The organism is Mesorhizobium sp. B4-1-1 (assembly GCF_006439375.1).
Lineage (GTDB): Bacteria > Pseudomonadota > Alphaproteobacteria > Rhizobiales > Rhizobiaceae > Mesorhizobium.
Genome location: NZ_VFTH01000001.1, coordinates 335913 through 352591 on the forward strand (window position 1 = coordinate 335913; position 16679 = coordinate 352591).

Sequence of the window (16679 nt, forward strand, 5' to 3'; positions counted from 1 at the left end):
GTCTGTTGCGAGGAGTTGTTCGAAACCGCCATTTCGGAGCGCTCGATGCGTCGACTGACGTTCGCCGGTGCCGGCTTTCTTGCCCTGCTGTCCGGATCTGCCCGGGCGGCGGATCTGGGTAGCGATCTGCCGATGACCGCGGCCGGCTTCGACTGGACCGGCTATTATGCCGGCATGCAGGCCGGCTATGGCTGGGGCCGGTCCGAAATCACCGGCGACGATGGCGGCCCATTTTCGGTGAAGCCCGACATCGACGGCGGTTTCGTCGGCGGCCATGTCGCGGGGCTCTGGCAGTTCGATCAGGCCGTGATCGGCGCCGAGGCCGATCTCAACTACGCCTCGATCGACGGCACCGCCGACGCCGGGCCGGGAAACACATTCGGCACCGACGTCAAGTGGTTCGGATCGATCAATGCCAAGGCCGGCTACGCCATGGATCGCGTGCTGATCTATGGCATCGGCGGCGTCGCTTTCGCCGGCATCGAAACCTCGCAGGCGGCGGCAGGCTCGGCTTTTGCCCGAACCCGCACCAGCACCGGCTGGACGCTCGGCGCCGGCGTCGACTATGCCTTGACCAACAATGTCGTCGTCGGCGCGCAATACCGCTACTACGATTTCGGCAAGGAGCATTTCGATGCGCCGGACACCTTCGCCGACCGCGATCAGGACGTGAAGCTGCAGACGCTTGGCGTGAATTTCAGCTATAAATTCTAGGGCTTGCGGCGCCGCGACGATGCGGACCCCCCTCCCGCATCTCTTGAAAATTCAGGTGGCCGGCGCCCGCAGGAGGCGGGGGAATGGGTAGGGGCCTGATAGACGCCGGCCTCGGCGGATCGATCCGCTGCGTGGCAAACACTAACGTACCCTCAGCAGACCGTAATTCCGCGATCGCGCCACCTTGCCACCTTGCGGACGAACATGGCTGATATGCTTCGCGGAAGACTGCGGGCGACCGGTCAGGATCGGCGCGAGACGGTCTTTCCCTCCGGCATCGCCTCGAGGCATTCCTCCAGCCGCCGCAGCCGCGCTTTTTGCCAGCGCAGCGTGTGCGCGACCTCGTGCAGGTTCCATTTGGCCTTCGAATTGGCGGCCTCGATCAGTCCCCGCTCGAGCCGATCGATCTCGGAGCGCAGCTGCCGCGCCTCCGCCTCCCGTAGCCCTCTGATCCAGCCTGCCCCACGCATGGTTCCACCATCAAAGCCGGCCACATGCTCGCAGCCAAATGCTAATGAGATCGGTTTGGAGAAACTGGTATTTTAAACATCACTAATATTAAATCTGCGCCGCGAAGGGAGCAGGACGGCGGCCGCACAAGCGCAACCGATCCGAAACATGGCTTGACGGCTCATGTCAGGCATCTGAAAAGGGCACGCCTGCGGACGTGGCGGAATTGGTAGACGCAAGGGACTTAAAATCCCTCGATCTCTGATCGTACGGGTTCGATTCCCGTCGTCCGCACCACCCCTCGCTCTTCGAGCTTCGGGTAGCAGGCCACCGAACGCCGAAGCATCGCAGCCGAGACAGAGTCAAACCTTGATCGGATTGAGCTTCAGGTGCTGGATCAGGATGATCGTCTTGGCATCGACGATGCGGCCGTCGGCGATGCCAGCCAGCGCCTCGTCCAATGGCATTTCGAGAACCTCGATGTCCTCACCTTCCTCCGGCGCGCCGCCGCCGTCCGAGATGCGGTCGGCCGGCGAGTAGCGCGCGACGAAGAACCAGAGCCGCTCCGTCACGCTGCCGGGACTCATGAACGGCGCGAACAGCCGCTCGACGTCCTTGAGGCGGTAGCCCAATTCCTCTTCCGCTTCCTTGAGGATGGCGGTTTCGGGATCGTTTTCGTCGAGCAGCCCGGCGCAGGCCTCGATCAGCGGCTCGCGATGGCCCACGGCGTAAGCCGGGAACCGGAACTGCCGCACCAGGAGCACGGTCGAGCGCTGCGGATCGAAGGGCAGGATCACCGCGCCGTCGCCGCGATCGTAGGTCTGGCGGGTCTGTGTCTCCCATCGCCCGTCGCGGCGGCGATAATCGAGCACTGTCTTCTTCAGCACCGCCCAGTCGTCCGAAAGGACCTCCTCGGAACGGATGCGAACGCGATCTTCCATGACGATCTCCGTATTCGCGGCAAAGGGGTAACGATGAAAGGTGACGCACGCAATCCAGGAAACCGACTGGTCCAGCGGGCGTTTCACCGGCTCGTGTCTGGCGCGACGCGCCGCGACTCCCTAGATAGCGGTATCTTCCCAGGAGCCCGTTTCATGACGTCATCGCTTTTCCAGCCGATCACCCTCGGCGGCCTCACCTTCTCCAACCGCATCGCGGTCGCCCCCATGTGCCAGTATTCGGCCGAGGACGGCTCGGCCAGCGACTGGCATCTCTATCATTGGATGAACCTGGCAATGTCGGGCGCGGGCATGGTTACCGTCGAGATGACCGATGTCGAGCGGCGCGGGCGCATCACGCATGGCTGCCTCGGCCTCTATTCCGACGACAACGAGTCGGCCGCCAAGCGCACGCTCGACGCCGCCAGGCGCGTCGCCGCGCCCGGCACGAAATTCGGCGTCCAGCTCGCCCATGCCGGCCGCAAGGCCTCCAACCGCAAACCTTGGGAAGGCGGCGGTCCGCTGCAGCCTGGCGAAGACCCCTGGCAGACGGTTTCGGCCTCCGCCATCCCCTATGACACGGGCTGGAATGTGCCGCATGCGCTGGAGGATGACGAGATCCTGGAACTCATTGCGCGTTTTGCGCAGTCGGCCGTGCGCGCCGAACGCGCCGGCTTCGACTTTGCCGAACTGCACGCCGCGCATGGCTATCTGATCTTCCAGTTCCTTTCGCCGCTCTCCAACCAGCGGACGGACCGCTGGGGCGGGTCGCTGGAAAACCGCATGCGCTTCGCGGTCGAAATCGCAAGGGCGGTGAGGAAGGCTGCCCCGTCCATGATGCTGGGGGCGCGCCTTTCGGTGAAGGAATGGGTCGACGGCGGTTTCGACGTCGAGGACGCGATCGAGGTGGCCAAAGCGCTGAAGGCCGAGGGCATCGCCTATTTGTGCTGCTCCAGCGGCGGCAATTCGCCCCTGCAGCAGGTGCCGCCCGGCCCCGGCTACCAGGTGCATCTGGCGGAAGCCGTGCGCAAGGGCGCCGGCATCCCGACGCGCGCCGTGGGACTGATCGACGACCCGAGCCAGGCCGAGGCGATCGTTGCCGACGGTCATGCCGACATGGTAGCGCTGGCGCGTGCATTCCTCGCCGACCCGCGTTGGGGCTGGCGCGCGGCGGCGGCCTTCGGCGAGGAAATCCATCCGGCGCCGCAGCTGGCGCGCTCGGTGACGACGATGCGGCATTGGATGAAGGCCGCCGGCTAAAGCAATTCCAGGAAAAGTGTGACGGTTAGGCTCGGCGACTTCGCCGTAGCCTTCCATCCGGAATTGCGTCAAAACAATGCCGGAAATCGGCAGGTCCTGAGACGTTTGGGCGCAGGATCCTCGCCACAACTGCAACCAATTTGGCCGCTTTACGTTGGCGGCCATGATGGACAACAAACCCTTTGAAAAGCCGGTGGTGGTCGAGCTCGGCCATGTCGGCAAATACCGCCAGATAAGCAGCACCCGAGAGGCCGCCGAGTGCCTGATGACCGTTTGGCCGCTCAATCGCGGCGATCGCCATCGTGATGCTCTCGACACTTGCCTCAAAGCGCTAGAAGGTTATCGTTCGACAGCGGACGCACGTCGCGCCCTTGTCGAGGCGGCCAGGGAATCGGAAGTTCTGGTTCCCGACGACAGGCTGCCCGACGGAAAGCTGCATTGAGCGGGCTTCTTAACCGGAGGATTCCATGGCGAAGCTGACTTACAAGATCGTCGAGCATGATGGCGGCTGGGCCTATAAGGTCGGCTCGACGTTTTCCGAGACTTTCCGCACGCACCAAGAGGCGCTGCGCGCCGCCGAGATCGCCTCGTCCGAGCAGCAGGTTGCCGGCACCACCGACGGCATCCAATATGAGGACGCCGAAGGCAAGTGGCATGACGAGCTTGCCGATGGCCGCGACCGGCCGCAGACCGAAGTCTCCGATTAAGAATTGGAACCGCCCCGCGACCGGCAAAGCCCTACGGGCCTCGTGCCGGCCGCCGGTGGCTATGCGGCGTTACTTTCCGCAATAATGGTCGTTGACGTTCTGTTGCGAGTTGGCATCCGGACCGGGTGTGGTGTCGGCGCACGGCCCGATGGCGCCGGTGCTGCCGTAGGTGGTCAGCCCAGAGCCTCCGTTGATGCTGCCTGTGGTATAGGGATCCACCTGCGTGCTCGCCTCGGGACGGTGGTCGCGGTGCCACCACCACCAGTCGTCGGATGACTGCGCCATGGCCGCGCCACCCATGGCCAGCACCAGCGCCGAAGCTGCAATAAGTCTTGTAAGCATCGGATTTCTCCATTCTCTTGATCGCAAAATTCGTGGGACCGCTGCCCACAGCGACAAAAACGAAACCCTGGGCCGGGTGGGAAGGTTCCCCTGGAAATTCCGGGTGGGACAGAATGTCCGACACTTTTGCGTGACGCCGCGTGAAGAGCCGCGAGGCATTGCCGTAGCCGCCGGCCGAAATCAATTCACCTTGGCGAAGGCGCGCTCGGCGATACGCTGGATAAAGCCGATGACCCGTTCCGGGTCTGCAAATTGAAGCATGTGGCCGAGACCTTCGACCCGTTCAAAGTCGAGGCCTTCGATCTTGTCCAGCATCGGTTGGCCATGCACGGCCTCGCCGATCACCTGGTCGCCGGTGCCGAACAGAATGCCTGCCGGTACCGCTATTTCGCGGTAGCGCTTTTCAATTTGGCCAAGGTCCCGTTCCACGGCTACGACATCGGTGGACGTGGCGAAATAGTGGGACGGACGCAAGCCGAGCCATCCGCCGCCGCCGATCATGTAATCCGCGGGAACCGCTTGCGGCGCGAAAATGAACCGCAGCGTCGGCTGCGCGTAGCGAAGGCCGAGCGGTATCGCCACCGTATGGGCCAGGACGCGGCGCAGCGGCCGGGACGGAACATAGAGCAGGTCAAATCCCTCACGACCTGTCGCTTCCAGATGCGTCAGCGGCGAGAGCAGCGCAATGCCGGAAATCGCTGTCGGATGCCCGGCCGCAAGCGCAAGCGCGATGGCCCCGCCGAGCGAATGGCCGACGACCAAAGGCCGCTCCAGGCGCAATTCCTCGATGAAGCGCCGCACGATGTCCGCCTGTTCGGGCAGCCGGCCGGTGGCGCCGCTTGCCCGAACCGAATAGCCGGAGCCCGGCCGGTCGAGCGCGATCAGCCGGTAGCCGGCGCCGAAGCGCCCGAACAGCGTGTGGCGGAAATGGTGGAGTTGGGCGCCGAGCCCATGCACAAAGACGATTGGCCTGCCGTCGCCCTCTTCCACATAATGGATGCGGTTGCCGTCGATCTCGACGAATTTCCCGCAAGCCGGCACCAGTCTCTCGGCGTTTGCCGCGATCCGCCAGGTTGCAACCATCAGGGCAAGCACGACGATGGCCACCGCAACGAGCAAGCCGGCAACCAGCCACGAGACAATCGTTATCAGCATGCATTCACCCCAGGCCGACCGACCGCACCATATCCGCAACGGCCGCCGCCACAAGCGGATATCCGGCTTTCGCATTGCGGCCGGCCGCCGGCCGCGTTATCTCAGGCGACCTTTTGCGCCGGAGCCCTTCCATGCCTGAAATCGTCACCGCCGCCATGCTCGTCATCGGCGACGAAATCCTCTCCGGCCGCACCAAGGACAAGAACATCGGCCACCTCGCCGACATCATGACCGCGATCGGCATCGACCTGAAGGAAGTGCGCATCGTCCCCGACGAGGAGGACGAAATCGTTGCCGCGGTGAATGCCGTGCGCGCCCGCTATACCTATGTCTTTACGACCGGCGGCATCGGCCCGACGCATGACGATATCACCGCCGACTCCATCGCCAAGGCCTTCGGCGTGCCCTGCGAATACGACGCCAAGGCCTACGCGCTGCTCGAGGCAAGTTATGCCGGGCGCGGCATCGAATTCACCGAAGCGCGCAAGCGCATGGCGCGCATGCCGCGCGGCGCCGACCACATCGACAATCCCGTCTCCGTCGCGCCGGGTTTCCGCATCGGCAACGTCCATGTCATGGCCGGCGTGCCGTCGATCTTCCAGGCCATGCTCGACAATGTGGTGCCGACGCTCAAGGCCGGCACAAAAATGCTGTCGGCCACCGTGCATTGCCCGTTCGGCGAAGGCCTGATCGGCGGCCCGCTGGCCGATATCCAAAAAGCGCATCCCGACACCATCATCGGCTCGTACCCCAAATATGGCGACGGCAAGTTCTGGACCGAACTCGTCGTCCGGGCCCGCAGCGGGGAAGCCCTCGAGGCTGCCCGCAAGGACGTCGAGGCGATGGTGGCGGGGCTCGCCGAGGCGGACTGACCGGCCGGTTCGGCTGGAACCAGTCAACGCGCTGAGGCGTTCCCTTTGCCGCGCGGATGCGCAGTCAAGACGTCGAGGGACCGGTCATGCGCTTCAAGACGATCGTCGCCATTTTGCAGAACGAACAGGACGCCGAGCGCGTGCTCGATTGCGCTCTTCCGCTTGCCGACAGGTTCGAGAGCCACCTCGTCGGCATCCATGCCGAGGCGCTTCCCGTGCCCTACACGTCGGCCACCGGCTTCCCGGATACCGAATTCCTGCAGGTCTCGGCCGAGATGAACAAGGAACGCGCCGACAAATTGCAGGCCTATTTCCTGCAGCGGATGGAGGAATCCGGCCTGTCCTTCGAATGGCGAAGCCTGGAGAGCTTCTCCGGCGACAGCGCGCTGACCGGCATATCGAGCGTGCGCGCCGCCGATCTGATCATCGCCGCGCAGCGCGATGCCGGCGGCGACCCGAGCGCCGACGTCGACACGCTGGTCTACGACGCCGGCCGGCCGGTGCTGGTCGTGCCCCATGGCGGACCGCTGGTCACCACCTTCAGACGTGTGCTGCTTGCCTGGAACGGCAGCAAGGAAGCGGCCCGCGCGGCGTTCGATGCCCTGCCCTTCATCGCCGAGGCCGACAAGACCGACATTCTCGTCATCGATCCGCCGGAGACGCTGGATGAATCTCCGGAAGCCGCCGGCGCCGAGATCGCCGCGGCGCTGTCTCGCCACGGCGCCAATGTCAGCGTCTGCGTGCAGAAATCCGGCGGCACCTCGGTCGACGACATGATTCAGGCCAGGATCGCGGAATCGGGCGCCGATCTTCTGGTGCTAGGCGCATACAGCCATTCCTGGCTGCGCCAGCTTCTGTTCGGCGGGGTCACCCGCACGGTGTTGCGTACCACGAACGTGGCGGCTTTCCTGTCGCGTTAGGGTGTATTTCCTGAGTCCACAGCCATCGCCGGCCCTGCCCTTGCCAAGCCTGGCGCTTTCCGGCTAATTCCGCGTGCATTCCAGTGTTTCTGCGCGCCGACGGCGCGCTTTGCGGAGTGCGCGAACCATGTCCCTTCCCGAAAAAGCCTTTCCCGTCTCCTGGGACCAGTTCCACCGCGACGCCCGCGCGCTTTCCTGGCGGCTGTCCGGCGCCAACAAGGGGCAATGGAAGGCGATCGTATGCATCACCCGCGGCGGCTTGGTGCCCGCCGCCATCATCGCGCGCGAGCTCGGCATCCGCGTCATCGAGACGGTGTGCGTCGCCTCCTACCATGACTATACCAGCCAGGGTCAGCTGCAGGTTCTCAAGGAGATTTCGCCGCCGTTGCTCGCCGATGACGGGGCCGGCGTGCTCATCATCGACGACCTGACCGATACCGGCAAGACGGCCGGTATCGTGCGCGCCATGATGCCCAAGGCGCATTTCGCCACCGTCTATGCCAAGCCGAAGGGCCGGCCGCTGGTCGACACGTTCGTCACCGAGGTCAGCCAGGACACCTGGATCTACTTTCCCTGGGACATGGGCTTCACTTATCAGAAGCCGATCGCTGACGATCACGCCGGTTGAACGGCCATCGTATTTTCCACAGAATCTGCCTCAAACGGCGTCGCGTAGTCGGGTTGGCGGGCACGACTACTTTGCGAGACTGACTTTTTCTGGTGGGTTTTTCCGGCTGAGTGAAGTTTTTTACTTTTAAAGCCCACAATTCGCCCTAAGATTCGTAAGGTGGCAAAACGATTCTGGAGGCTTGGGGCAGCTTCTTACCATGTTGACGAGGCCAACGACCCACAACCAGATGGCCGAAAGAGTCCGGCGGCTCTTCGGCGTCGCGCCTTGTCGCCTGCAGGTTGCCGCCTTGCCGTGGCGCGAAGGCGAGAGCGGCGTCGAGATCATGCTGATCACCAGCCGCGACACCGGGCGCTGGGTGCTGCCCAAGGGCTGGCCGGAGGCCAGGGAGCCGCTTTGCGAGGCGGCTGCCCGTGAAGCAGGCGAGGAAGCCGGGTTGCGCGGCAAGGTATCGCATCTTGAAGCCGGTCGCTATTTCTATGCCAAGGTCCTCGCCTCCGGCGAGGAAGTGCCTTGCGAGGTCCTGGTCTTTCCGCTGCATGTCGACCGTGTCGCGGATCGCTGGAAAGAAAAGCGCGCACGAACACGCAAATGGGTTGGCCCGAACGAAGCCGTACGGATGGTCAACGAACCCGACCTTTGCCAGATCATCGCCAGCTTCTGCGCCACGCCGCGCAAATTCGCCTGATTCAAAGCAATTTCAGGAAAGCGCGGAGCGTTAAAGCTCGGCGACTTCGCCGTAGCGGGCTCGGCGACTTCGCCGTAGCAGGCTCGGCGACGTCGCCGTAGCGCTCCGCCCGGGTTGCGTCGGATCGGAAAAATCCGTCAGACGCGGCCGAAATCATCGGAACTGAGCCGGGTCCAACGATCGCCCATCAATCCGCCGATGAAGATGTCGCCGGAGCGGACCGCTTCCGCGACCTCGGCAATGCGCGAGCGGACCATCGTTCCCCCGGCATAGCGGAAGAACACATGCTGGTGGCCGAAGAGCTGCGGCATGAAACGGCTCTGGGACTGCCCGGCAATGCCCACGCAACCCATATCCCGCGCCGCCGCGATGAGAGCATCCAGCGTCGCGCCCCAGTGGGATCCGGACGCCTGGATTTGCAGCAGGTTCGCGACGCCGCCGGCCTGGCCATAAAAAGCGTAACAGCCCAGCATCTTGCCCGTTTCGTCGTAGGTCCCGCCGAAATGAAGTGGCCCGTCGGCTCGTTTCTCGGCCGCCAGCGCAAGCAGTCGCGGCAACTCGCCGTCCTTCCAACTCGGTCGCAGGGAGTAATCGGTCATGAGGATTGGCAGTCGCTCCGCAAATCGGACCGCATCGATCGGCTCCCGGTGGATCCGTTGGGAAGACGAATGCTGGGCCGATGGCTCGAACCTTCTTCTTGCAAGAGCGTCGAATGCTCTCACGCAGGGGTCGAGCGCAAGGCGGGGCAGCCCGGGCCATTTACGGCGCAGCGCGGCGGCGGCCATGGCGCCCGGCCGGAAAACACAGGTCCATTCCAGGCAGTGCACCGGCAGGAGCTGATACTTCATCGGACGCGCGAAGGCCAAGGATGTGCGATTGGCGGAGTCGGTCAGGTAGAGATCGAATTCGCCTTGATGCAGGGTACGCAGCAATTGCGGCCCGGCCCAACCGTGGTCGGTATTTGAGTCGGTCATGAAGGGACCGATGATGGCCGCGTTCAATGCGCTTCCGTTGAGCTCGTAGCGGGCTTTCAGAACGCCCATGAAGCCACCTAGGCGGCCCTGCGGATCGATCTGGACAAGAGCCTTGCTCTCATCCCCATCAAGGTAAAGCTCCCTCATGTAGTCGGCCGTCTGCGCGATCGCGCGATCGCGCTGGAGGCGACGATGGCGGAACTTCATCAGAAACAGCGCGGCGACGTGCTCGAGATCCCTGGCGGCCAAAGGCCGAACCGAGCCATGCTGGGATTCCAGCGTCGACGGCGCGGCCACCTTTCGCGGGCCGGTCATGCTTCCCAAAGAAAATCTCCGTTCAACCGGTATTCCTACAGAAACAAAAAATCCTGGAGGCCAGCGCCTATCATATCCGATTTGCTTTTCTGTAAATATACGACGAATGTTGCTTCAAAAAGCGGGAGACGATCAACTTCAAGAAAGCAATTACTAAAATATTCAATGTATAGAAAGAAACTTTAATAGCACATTATGCAGCCATATCCGCATAACGTGAAGGCGGTTGTAACTGTCGAGTTGGCAGGCGGATCGCTCCGAAGACCACGCTCCGGCTGCGCCCGGCCGGAGCCGGGCGCAGTCCCTTCCCTCAGGCGACGAGGCCTTTGGTCAATTCGAGCGCCTGACGCTCGAACAGCCGCCGGTAGATGCCGCCGTTCAGCCTGATCAGGTCGTCATGCGAACCTTCCTCGGCGATACGCCCGCGATCGAAGACCAGCAGCCGGTCGAGCGCCCGCACCGTCGAGAGCCGGTGCGCGATCACCAGGGTCGTGCGCCCGATCATCAACCGCTCCATCGCCCTCTGGATCAGCACTTCCGATTCCGAATCCAGGCTCGACGTCGCCTCGTCCAGGATCAGGATGCGCGCGTCGGCCAGAAAGGCGCGGGCGATCGCCACGCGCTGACGCTCGCCGCCCGACAACTTCACGCCACGCTCGCCGACCAGGGTTCCATATCCCTTGGGCAGGTTGGTGATGAAATCATGCGCGCTGGCGAGTTTGGCCGCATGCTCGATCTCGATCTGGCTGGCGCCGGGCCTGGCGTAGGCGATGTTCTCGGCAAGCGAGCGGTGGAACAGGATCGGCTCCTGCTGGACGATGGCGATCTGGCCGCGCAGCGACGCCTGCTCGACTTGCGAGATATCCTGGCCGTCGATCAGAATCCGCCCAGCGTTCACATCGTAAAGCCGCTGGATCAGCTTGACGAAGGTCGTCTTGCCCGAGCCCGAATGCCCGACCAGTCCAACACGCTCGCCGGCCGCGATATCGACCGAGAAATCGCGGTAGAGCGGCAGAAGGTGACTGCCGTAGTGGAACGTCACCTTGTCGAAGGCGATGTGCCCATCGGTGATCCGGATCGGCTGGGAACCGGGCCGGTCCTCGATGCCGAGCGGCTCGGACTGGAAGTCGACCAGTTCCTCCATGTCGTTGATCGAGCGCTGCAGGTTGCGGATATGCGTGCCGATGTCGCGCAGATAGCCCTGCAGCACGAAGAACGAGGTCAGCACGAAGGCGACGTCGCCGGCGCTTGCCTGGCCCCAGGCCCACAGCATGAGAGCAAGACCGATCACCGCCGCACGCATCAGGAGCAGCAGCGCCCCTTGCGTGGTTCCGTTGGCGGTACCGCGCATCCAGGTGCGGCCGGTGCGCAGGCGCCATTTGGCGACGACGCGCGCCAGCCGCGCCTCCTCGCGCGCCTCCGCGCCGAAGCCCTTGACGACGGCATTGCAGCTCACCGCGTCGGCCAGCGAGCCGCCCAGCCGCGTGTCCCAGCTGTTGGCGAGCCGCGCGGCGGGCGCGACATAGCCGAGCGACAGCATCGCCGTGACCGCGATGAACAGCACCGAGCCGGCCGCCACCACTGCCCCCATCAGCGGCCAGAACCAGCCGAGCAGCAGCGTCGAACCGACGAGCATGACGACCGACGGCAGAAGCGCGATCAGGATCGTGTCGTTGAGCAGGTCCAGCGCCCACATGCCGCGCGTTATCTTGCGCACCGTCGATCCGGCAAAGCTGTTGGCGTGCCAGTCCGTCGAGAAGCGCTGCACCCGATGGAAGGCATCGGCGGCGATGTCCGACATCATCTTTAGCGTCAGCTCGACGATCCACAGGAAGGCGACATTGCGCAGCACGACGCCGGCCAGCGCCAGCGCCATCAGGGTCGAGAACGCCGTCATCGCCGCATTCCAGGCGACTGCGTCGGTTCCGGCGCCGCTGGCCACCGCATCGACCAGGCGGCCTGAGTAAAAGGGTGTCAGTACGTCGGCGAGCGTCGAGAGCAGGAAGGCGCCCATGATGAGCGAAAGCCGCCACGGCTGGTGACGCCAGTGACTGAATGTAAAACCAAGCACACTGCGAAAGGCGCTCGCGCGCAGATCGATCTTGAAACGAGCCATGATGTCATCCAGGCGCAAACGAGCCCGGTCCCGGTAAAATCAAATTGGAAAACCCGCGTCCGCGCGTTGCGGCGTCTCGGAAAAGCGGGAGGTTCGGTATGGTAGACCGCCCGCCCGAAGGCGGCGACCGGCAGCGGCAAACACCTCTCCTGCATCCAGCTTTCCGATCAATCTTCGGAAAGCCTGAGCAGACCTAGGCTTCGCGGCCTCGCGTAACGATGTAAAATCCTGCCATACGGTCCTCCCGGAAGGGAATCGCGGAGACGCCCTTATAGGAAGGCATCAGCCGATCGCCAAGTCGGCCCGTCACGGAAATTGCATCTGGTCCAAGCACTGAGGCGAATTTGCAACAACGGCGTTGCTACGGCGTCTCTTGTCAGGCTGTCGGCTTGCGGTCGAAGCGCATGTAGCGTCCATCGGTCGACGCCTTGAAGCCGAACTTCTCGTAGAGGCTGTGGGCATCGTTGGTCGACAGGCTCCAATGCGCCACCGACGCGACCTCAGGGTGATCGATCAACGCCTGGACGAGCCGCTTGCCGATCCCCCGCCCGCGATGCTCCGGCCAGATGATGACGTCGGCGACATAGGCAAAGACCGTATAGTCGGTGATCGCGCGGGCGAAGCCGACCTGCCTGCCGTCGAGATAGGCGCCGACGCAAAGCGAGTTGTCGAAGGCACGACGGTTCGCCTCGTCGGTTCGCGACGCTCCCCAATAGCTTTGCATGAGCTGGTCGGAGGTTGCCCGGAAATCGATCCGCGATAGGTCGAAACTGATTTCAATATCCTGCATGCGCGGCGCAATCTCGCGGACTAGCCGCGGTCCCGGAACCGGTTGGTGATCGGATAACGGCGGTCGCGGCCGAAATTCTTCCGTGTGATCTTGACGCCGGGCGCCGCCTGGCGGCGCTTGTATTCGGCGATATAGAGCAGGTGCTCGACGCGTGCCACCGTGGCCCGGTCGTGGCCGCGCGCGACGATGTCGTCGACGCTCATCTCGTTCTCCACCAGGCATTCGAGAATGTCGTCCAGCACCGGATAGGGCGGCAGCGAATCCTGGTCGGTCTGGTTTTCGCGCAGCTCCGCCGACGGCGCCTTGTCGATGATGTTGTTCGGGATCACCTCGCCGGAGGGTCCGAGCGCGCCCGGCGGCACATGCGAATTGCGCCAGCGCGACAGCGCATAGACCTGCATCTTGTAGAGATCCTTGATCGGGTTGAAGCCGCCATTCATGTCGCCGTAAAGCGTGGCGTAGCCGACCGACATCTCGCTCTTGTTGCCGGTGGTGACCACCATCGAGCCGAACTTGTTGGAGATCGCCATCAGGATCGTGCCGCGCGCGCGGCTCTGCAGGTTCTCCTCGGTGATGCCTTCCTGGGTGCCCTCAAAGAGCTGGGTCAGCGCGTGCTTGAAGCCTTCGACCGGCTCGGAGATCGGCACGATGTCATAGCGGCAGCCCAGCGCCCTGGCGCAGTCTTCCGCGTCCTTCAGCGAATCCTTCGACGTGTAGCGATAGGGCATCATGACGGTGCGCAACCGCTCTTCGCCCAGCGCATCGACGGCCAAAGCCGCACAGATCGCGGAGTCGATGCCGCCGGAAAGGCCGAGCACGACGTTCTTGAAGCCGTTCTTGTTGACGTAGTCGCGCAGGCCGAGCATGCAGGCGCGATAATCAGCCTCTTCGCGCTCGGGGATCTTCGACATAGGGCCTTCCGAGCAGACCCAGGTGTCTCCCTTTCTCTTCCAGGTGGTGACGTCGACCGCGTCCTCGAACTGGCTCATCTGGAAGGCGAGCGTCTTGTCGGAACCTATAGCAAACGACGCGCCGTCGAAGATCAGCTCGTCCTGCCCGCCGAGTTGGTTGGCGTAGATCATCGGCAAGCCGGTTTCGATGACTTGGCGGATCACGACCTGATGGCGGACGTCGATCTTGGCGCGGTAATAGGGCGAGCCGTTCGGCACCAGCAGGATCTCGGCGCCGCTCTCGGCCAGCGTCTCGCAGACGGCGACGTCGCCCCAGATGTCCTCGCAGATCGGAACGCCGATGCGCACGCCGCGGAAATTGACCGGCCCCTGCAGCTCCGGTCCGGCCTGGAACACGCGCTTCTCGTCGAACTCGCCATAATTCGGCAGATCGAGCTTGTAGCGCTCGGCGATGATCTTGCCACCGTCGGCGAAGACGATGGAATTATGCGTGCCGGTCTTGCGCTTCAGCGGCGTGCCTATGATGACACCGGGGCCGCCGTCGGCCGTGTCCTTGGCGAAATCCTCGGCCGCCTTCTCGCAAGCCTTCAGGAAGGAAGGCTTCAGCACCAAGTCTTCCGGCGGATAACCGGCGAGGAAGAGCTCGGTGTAGAGCACCAGATCGGCGCCCTGGCGCGCCGCGTCCGCCCTCGCCTCGCGCGCTTTGGCGAGGTTGCCGGCGACGTCGCCGACGGTCGGGTTGAGCTGGGCGACGGCGATGCGCAGGATATCGGGAACGGTCTTGGTCATGGAACGGATTTAGCGTGGCTGAAATCGCCCCGCAATGGCGATTGCTTGTGCCACTTGGGATCGATCGCAGATCGTATCCTGACTAATCGGCAACGCCGTTATGTCCTGATCGATCGCAGATCGTATTCCGATCGCCTAATCGCCCATGTACTCGCGCAACGCCTCTGCCGACCGGTTCTCACCGATCGACATCGCCAGGATGCGCGAGATGTGGCGGCGCGGCAGGCCGGTCTCGGCCGACCATCGGTTGATCTGTGCCTGGATCTTGTCGAGATCCCGCTTCGAGGTCGGGTTTTCGGCGATATCGAGGCCGGCATCGCGCAAGGCCGCCGCCATGTCGGTGGAGACGACAAACGTGTCCCATTCCATCCAGCGCAGAAAATACTGTCCGGTGTTGCCGCCGAGCCGGCTGCCATGCTTGGCCAGATAAGCGGTCAGGCCGACCTGATCGTCCGCCGGCCAGGAGGCGATGAATTTGCCGAAGCTGCCATTCTCCTTCGAGACGCGATCGACGAAAGCAGCATTGTCGCGCACCGATTTGATCTTCTGCGGATTGCGCACGATGCGGCTGTCGGACGCCAGTTCGTGCCAGAAGTCGTCCGGCTGGAACAACAGCCGCTTCGGCTCGAAGCCGAGGAACGCTTCCTCGAACCCCGGCCATTTCTGTTCGATGACCCGCCACACGAAACCGGCGGCGAAAATGCGCTCGGCCATGGTGGAGAGAATGCGGTCGTCAGGGATTTTCGCCACTGCGGTGTTGTCGGGCGCCGGGCCGAGCAACGGCGCCAACACGGCCTCCCCGCCCTTGCGCTTTGCCGCACGCGCATGGATTTTCTGGAATTCGAGCATCGTTTTCCTCGCCTGTTCGCCGCAATCTATCACTTCACGTCCGGCCCGGCAGCCTCTACCTCTATCGACGCCCTGCGAAGGAGAGGACAAATGAACAAGATCGTCGAAGATATGGCGAACCGTCTGCTCAAGCGAAAGCCGGACGGTTTCGGTCCGCTCGAGAGCCGCGTGCTCCAGTCGACCCTCGAGCGCACCACCATCACGCGCGATACCAACAAGGCCGTGGCCTTCCACGAGACCTATGGCGACCATATTGCCGACACCATTGCCAGGATCGGCGGCTCCTGGTCCTTCATCCTGAGCTTCCTGGCCTTTCTTGTTGTCTGGACTGCCGGCAATGCCTGGCTGCTCACGCGCGACGCCTTCGACCCCTACCCTTTCATCTTCCTCAACCTTGTTCTGTCGATGCTGGCGGCGATCCAGGCGCCGGTGATCATGATGTCGCAGAACCGCCAGACCGAGCGCGACCGCATCGACGCGGCCCATGACTACGAGGTCAATCTGAAGGCCGAGATCGAGATCATGGCCCTGCATGAAAAACTCGACGAACTGCGCCATAGCGAGATCGTCGGCATGCGTGACGAAATCCTGCGCATGGCCGAGCAGATCAGGCGCATCGACGAAAAACTGTCCCCGCGGCCCGCAACAGAATGAGCGAGACCATCCACCACCTCATCGAGCAATACGGGCTGATCGCGGTCTTCCTGGGTTGCCTGGCCGAAGGCGAAAGCGCCGCCATCCTCGGCGGTTTCTTCGCTCATCAGCATGTTTTCGTGTTGTGGCAGACTTTCCTCGCCGCCTTTGTCGGCGCCTTCGCCGGCGACACCTTCTTCTTCATCATGGGGCGCAGCTTCGCCGAACATCGCTATGTGAGACTGTTGCGCAGGCGTCCGGGCTTCAGCCGCGCCTACCGCCTGCTCAACACCCATCCCAACATTTTCGTGCTGACCAACCGCTATATCTACGGCATGCGCCTGGTCGGCGGCATCGCCGCCGGCCTGTCGACCGTGTCGATGCCGCGTTTCGTCATCCTGAATGCCATCTCGTCCGCGGCCTGGGCGGCGCTGTTCAGCGGCATAGGCTATGTCTTCGGCCTCGGCGCGGAGGAAATCGTGGGCCAGGCGTTTGCTCGCCATGAGCGCCTGGTCATCGCCCTGGGCGTCGGCATCGTTATCGCCGTGGTCGCCTGGTTGGTAGGCCATCACTTCGCGAAGCGCGAACGCGCCAGGGAAGACCGGGCGGGATCGTGATCAATCCGCGA

General features: G+C 63.5%; 19 protein-coding genes and 1 tRNA gene. 11 read left to right on the forward strand and 9 right to left on the reverse strand.

The window, feature by feature from the left end:
* Positions 1 to 45: 45 nt before the first annotated feature.
* Positions 46 to 714, forward strand: a complete 669-nt coding sequence (locus tag FJW10_RS01695; protein WP_140897903.1) for an outer membrane protein — start codon at positions 46 to 48, stop codon at positions 712 to 714.
* 242 nt (positions 715 to 956) lie between these two features.
* Here the strand turns inward: FJW10_RS01695 and FJW10_RS01700 are convergent, their stop codons facing one another.
* A complete protein-coding gene (locus FJW10_RS01700) occupies positions 957 to 1184 on the reverse strand; it encodes a hypothetical protein (protein ID WP_140709685.1) in 228 nt (75 codons plus the stop codon).
* 191 nt (positions 1185 to 1375) lie between these two features.
* Between FJW10_RS01700 and FJW10_RS01705 the strand changes: the two genes are divergently transcribed.
* Positions 1376 to 1461 (forward strand) — tRNA-Leu (locus FJW10_RS01705).
* A gap of 65 nt (positions 1462 to 1526) precedes the next feature.
* On the opposite strand, the gene FJW10_RS01710 is transcribed toward FJW10_RS01705, so the two are convergent.
* Entirely contained in the window at positions 1527 to 2105 is a 579-nt protein-coding gene (locus FJW10_RS01710; RefSeq protein ID WP_140897905.1) for an NUDIX domain-containing protein, read from the reverse strand.
* A 153-nt stretch (positions 2106 to 2258) separates the two neighbouring features.
* Between FJW10_RS01710 and FJW10_RS01715 the strand changes: the two genes are divergently transcribed.
* The 3 genes from FJW10_RS01715 to FJW10_RS01725 all read left to right on the forward strand — a co-directional run bounded on the left by FJW10_RS01715 (position 2259) and on the right by FJW10_RS01725 (position 4069).
* Positions 2259 to 3362 carry an NADH:flavin oxidoreductase/NADH oxidase gene (locus tag FJW10_RS01715; protein WP_140897907.1) on the forward strand — a complete coding sequence of 368 codons (1104 nt, stop codon included), beginning with the start codon at positions 2259 to 2261 and terminating at the stop codon, positions 3360 to 3362.
* 163 nt (positions 3363 to 3525) lie between these two features.
* Entirely contained in the window at positions 3526 to 3804 is a 279-nt protein-coding gene (locus FJW10_RS01720; RefSeq protein WP_140830883.1) for a DUF982 domain-containing protein, read from the forward strand.
* Between the two features lie 25 nt (positions 3805 to 3829).
* Positions 3830 to 4069: a DUF2188 domain-containing protein gene (locus FJW10_RS01725; protein WP_042644408.1), complete on the forward strand. Its 240-nt coding sequence runs from the start codon at positions 3830 to 3832 to the stop codon at positions 4067 to 4069.
* A 69-nt stretch (positions 4070 to 4138) separates the two neighbouring features.
* Here the strand turns inward: FJW10_RS01725 and FJW10_RS01730 are convergent, their stop codons facing one another.
* Together FJW10_RS01730 and FJW10_RS01735 are read right to left on the reverse strand one after the other, a co-directional pair.
* Positions 4139 to 4411, reverse strand: coding sequence for a hypothetical protein (locus tag FJW10_RS01730; RefSeq protein ID WP_140897909.1), 273 nt, complete (start codon positions 4409 to 4411; stop codon positions 4139 to 4141).
* Between the two features lie 180 nt (positions 4412 to 4591).
* Positions 4592 to 5566 carry an alpha/beta hydrolase gene (locus tag FJW10_RS01735; protein ID WP_140897911.1) on the reverse strand — a complete coding sequence of 325 codons (975 nt, stop codon included), beginning with the start codon at positions 5564 to 5566 and terminating at the stop codon, positions 4592 to 4594.
* A 131-nt stretch (positions 5567 to 5697) separates the two neighbouring features.
* On the opposite strand from FJW10_RS01735, the gene FJW10_RS01740 reads away from it, so the two are divergent.
* The 4 genes from FJW10_RS01740 (at position 5698) to FJW10_RS01755 (ending at position 8674) form a co-directional block, all read left to right on the forward strand.
* Positions 5698 to 6438, forward strand: coding sequence for a competence/damage-inducible protein A (locus FJW10_RS01740; RefSeq protein WP_140830500.1), 741 nt, complete (start codon positions 5698 to 5700; stop codon positions 6436 to 6438).
* A gap of 86 nt (positions 6439 to 6524) precedes the next feature.
* Positions 6525 to 7358: a universal stress protein gene (locus FJW10_RS01745; RefSeq protein ID WP_140897913.1), complete on the forward strand. Its 834-nt coding sequence runs from the start codon at positions 6525 to 6527 to the stop codon at positions 7356 to 7358.
* Between the two features lie 127 nt (positions 7359 to 7485).
* On the forward strand, positions 7486 to 7986 hold the full coding sequence (gene gpt / locus FJW10_RS01750; RefSeq protein ID WP_095765134.1) for a xanthine phosphoribosyltransferase: 501 nt from the start codon (positions 7486 to 7488) through the stop codon (positions 7984 to 7986).
* Positions 7987 to 8185: 199 nt separating this feature from the next.
* Positions 8186 to 8674 carry an NUDIX hydrolase gene (locus FJW10_RS01755; protein WP_140897914.1) on the forward strand — a complete coding sequence of 163 codons (489 nt, stop codon included), beginning with the start codon at positions 8186 to 8188 and terminating at the stop codon, positions 8672 to 8674.
* Positions 8675 to 8811: 137 nt separating this feature from the next.
* On the opposite strand, the gene FJW10_RS01760 is transcribed toward FJW10_RS01755, so the two are convergent.
* The 5 genes from FJW10_RS01760 to FJW10_RS01780 all read right to left on the reverse strand — a co-directional run bounded on the left by FJW10_RS01760 (position 8812) and on the right by FJW10_RS01780 (position 15418).
* The gene (locus FJW10_RS01760; protein WP_140898236.1) at positions 8812 to 9963 is read right to left on the reverse strand and encodes a hypothetical protein; all 1152 of its coding nucleotides are present in this window, start codon (positions 9961 to 9963) and stop codon (positions 8812 to 8814) included.
* A 310-nt stretch (positions 9964 to 10273) separates the two neighbouring features.
* Positions 10274 to 12079: an ABC transporter ATP-binding protein gene (locus FJW10_RS01765; protein ID WP_140830505.1), complete on the reverse strand. Its 1806-nt coding sequence runs from the start codon at positions 12077 to 12079 to the stop codon at positions 10274 to 10276.
* 376 nt (positions 12080 to 12455) lie between these two features.
* On the reverse strand, positions 12456 to 12869 hold the full coding sequence (locus FJW10_RS01770; RefSeq protein WP_140830507.1) for a GNAT family N-acetyltransferase: 414 nt from the start codon (positions 12867 to 12869) through the stop codon (positions 12456 to 12458).
* 20 nt (positions 12870 to 12889) lie between these two features.
* Positions 12890 to 14569, reverse strand: a complete 1680-nt coding sequence (locus FJW10_RS01775) for an NAD+ synthase (RefSeq protein WP_140897916.1) — start codon at positions 14567 to 14569, stop codon at positions 12890 to 12892.
* A gap of 135 nt (positions 14570 to 14704) precedes the next feature.
* The gene (locus FJW10_RS01780) at positions 14705 to 15418 is read right to left on the reverse strand and encodes a DNA-3-methyladenine glycosylase I (protein ID WP_140646150.1); all 714 of its coding nucleotides are present in this window, start codon (positions 15416 to 15418) and stop codon (positions 14705 to 14707) included.
* 90 nt (positions 15419 to 15508) lie between these two features.
* On the opposite strand from FJW10_RS01780, the gene FJW10_RS01785 reads away from it, so the two are divergent.
* Positions 15509 to 16072 carry a DUF1003 domain-containing protein gene (locus FJW10_RS01785; protein WP_140897918.1) on the forward strand — a complete coding sequence of 188 codons (564 nt, stop codon included), beginning with the start codon at positions 15509 to 15511 and terminating at the stop codon, positions 16070 to 16072.
* On the forward strand, positions 16069 to 16668 hold the full coding sequence (locus FJW10_RS01790) for a DedA family protein (RefSeq protein WP_140897920.1): 600 nt from the start codon (positions 16069 to 16071) through the stop codon (positions 16666 to 16668). Before FJW10_RS01785 ends, FJW10_RS01790 begins: the two co-directional genes overlap by 4 nt.
* The last annotated feature ends 11 nt before the right edge of the window (positions 16669 to 16679 follow it).

Bases quoted from the DNA above. Each gene is read 5' to 3' on its own strand.
- FJW10_RS01745 (WP_140897913.1), top strand. From the start codon at position 6,525: ATGCGCTTCAAGACGATCGTCGCCATTTTGCAGAACGAACAGGACGCC.
- FJW10_RS01765 (WP_140830505.1), bottom strand. From the start codon at position 12,079: ATGGCTCGTTTCAAGATCGATCTGCGCGCGAGCGCCTTTCGCAGTGTG.
- FJW10_RS01770 (WP_140830507.1), bottom strand. From the start codon at position 12,869: ATGCAGGATATTGAAATCAGTTTCGACCTATCGCGGATCGATTTCCGG.
- FJW10_RS01790 (WP_140897920.1), top strand. From the start codon at position 16,069: ATGAGCGAGACCATCCACCACCTCATCGAGCAATACGGGCTGATCGCG.
- FJW10_RS01715 (WP_140897907.1), top strand. From the start codon at position 2,259: ATGACGTCATCGCTTTTCCAGCCGATCACCCTCGGCGGCCTCACCTTC.
- FJW10_RS01760 (WP_140898236.1), bottom strand. From the start codon at position 9,963: ATGACCGGCCCGCGAAAGGTGGCCGCGCCGTCGACGCTGGAATCCCAG.
- FJW10_RS01730 (WP_140897909.1), bottom strand. From the start codon at position 4,411: ATGCTTACAAGACTTATTGCAGCTTCGGCGCTGGTGCTGGCCATGGGT.
- FJW10_RS01720 (WP_140830883.1), top strand. From the start codon at position 3,526: ATGATGGACAACAAACCCTTTGAAAAGCCGGTGGTGGTCGAGCTCGGC.
- FJW10_RS01725 (WP_042644408.1), top strand. From the start codon at position 3,830: ATGGCGAAGCTGACTTACAAGATCGTCGAGCATGATGGCGGCTGGGCC.
- FJW10_RS01735 (WP_140897911.1), bottom strand. From the start codon at position 5,566: ATGCTGATAACGATTGTCTCGTGGCTGGTTGCCGGCTTGCTCGTTGCG.
- FJW10_RS01740 (WP_140830500.1), top strand. From the start codon at position 5,698: ATGCCTGAAATCGTCACCGCCGCCATGCTCGTCATCGGCGACGAAATC.
- FJW10_RS01785 (WP_140897918.1), top strand. From the start codon at position 15,509: ATGAACAAGATCGTCGAAGATATGGCGAACCGTCTGCTCAAGCGAAAG.
- FJW10_RS01710 (WP_140897905.1), bottom strand. From the start codon at position 2,105: ATGGAAGATCGCGTTCGCATCCGTTCCGAGGAGGTCCTTTCGGACGAC.
- FJW10_RS01700 (WP_140709685.1), bottom strand. From the start codon at position 1,184: ATGCGTGGGGCAGGCTGGATCAGAGGGCTACGGGAGGCGGAGGCGCGG.
- FJW10_RS01775 (WP_140897916.1), bottom strand. From the start codon at position 14,569: ATGACCAAGACCGTTCCCGATATCCTGCGCATCGCCGTCGCCCAGCTC.
- FJW10_RS01755 (WP_140897914.1), top strand. From the start codon at position 8,186: ATGTTGACGAGGCCAACGACCCACAACCAGATGGCCGAAAGAGTCCGG.
- FJW10_RS01695 (WP_140897903.1), top strand. From the start codon at position 46: ATGCGTCGACTGACGTTCGCCGGTGCCGGCTTTCTTGCCCTGCTGTCC.
- gpt (WP_095765134.1), top strand. From the start codon at position 7,486: ATGTCCCTTCCCGAAAAAGCCTTTCCCGTCTCCTGGGACCAGTTCCAC.
- FJW10_RS01780 (WP_140646150.1), bottom strand. From the start codon at position 15,418: ATGCTCGAATTCCAGAAAATCCATGCGCGTGCGGCAAAGCGCAAGGGC.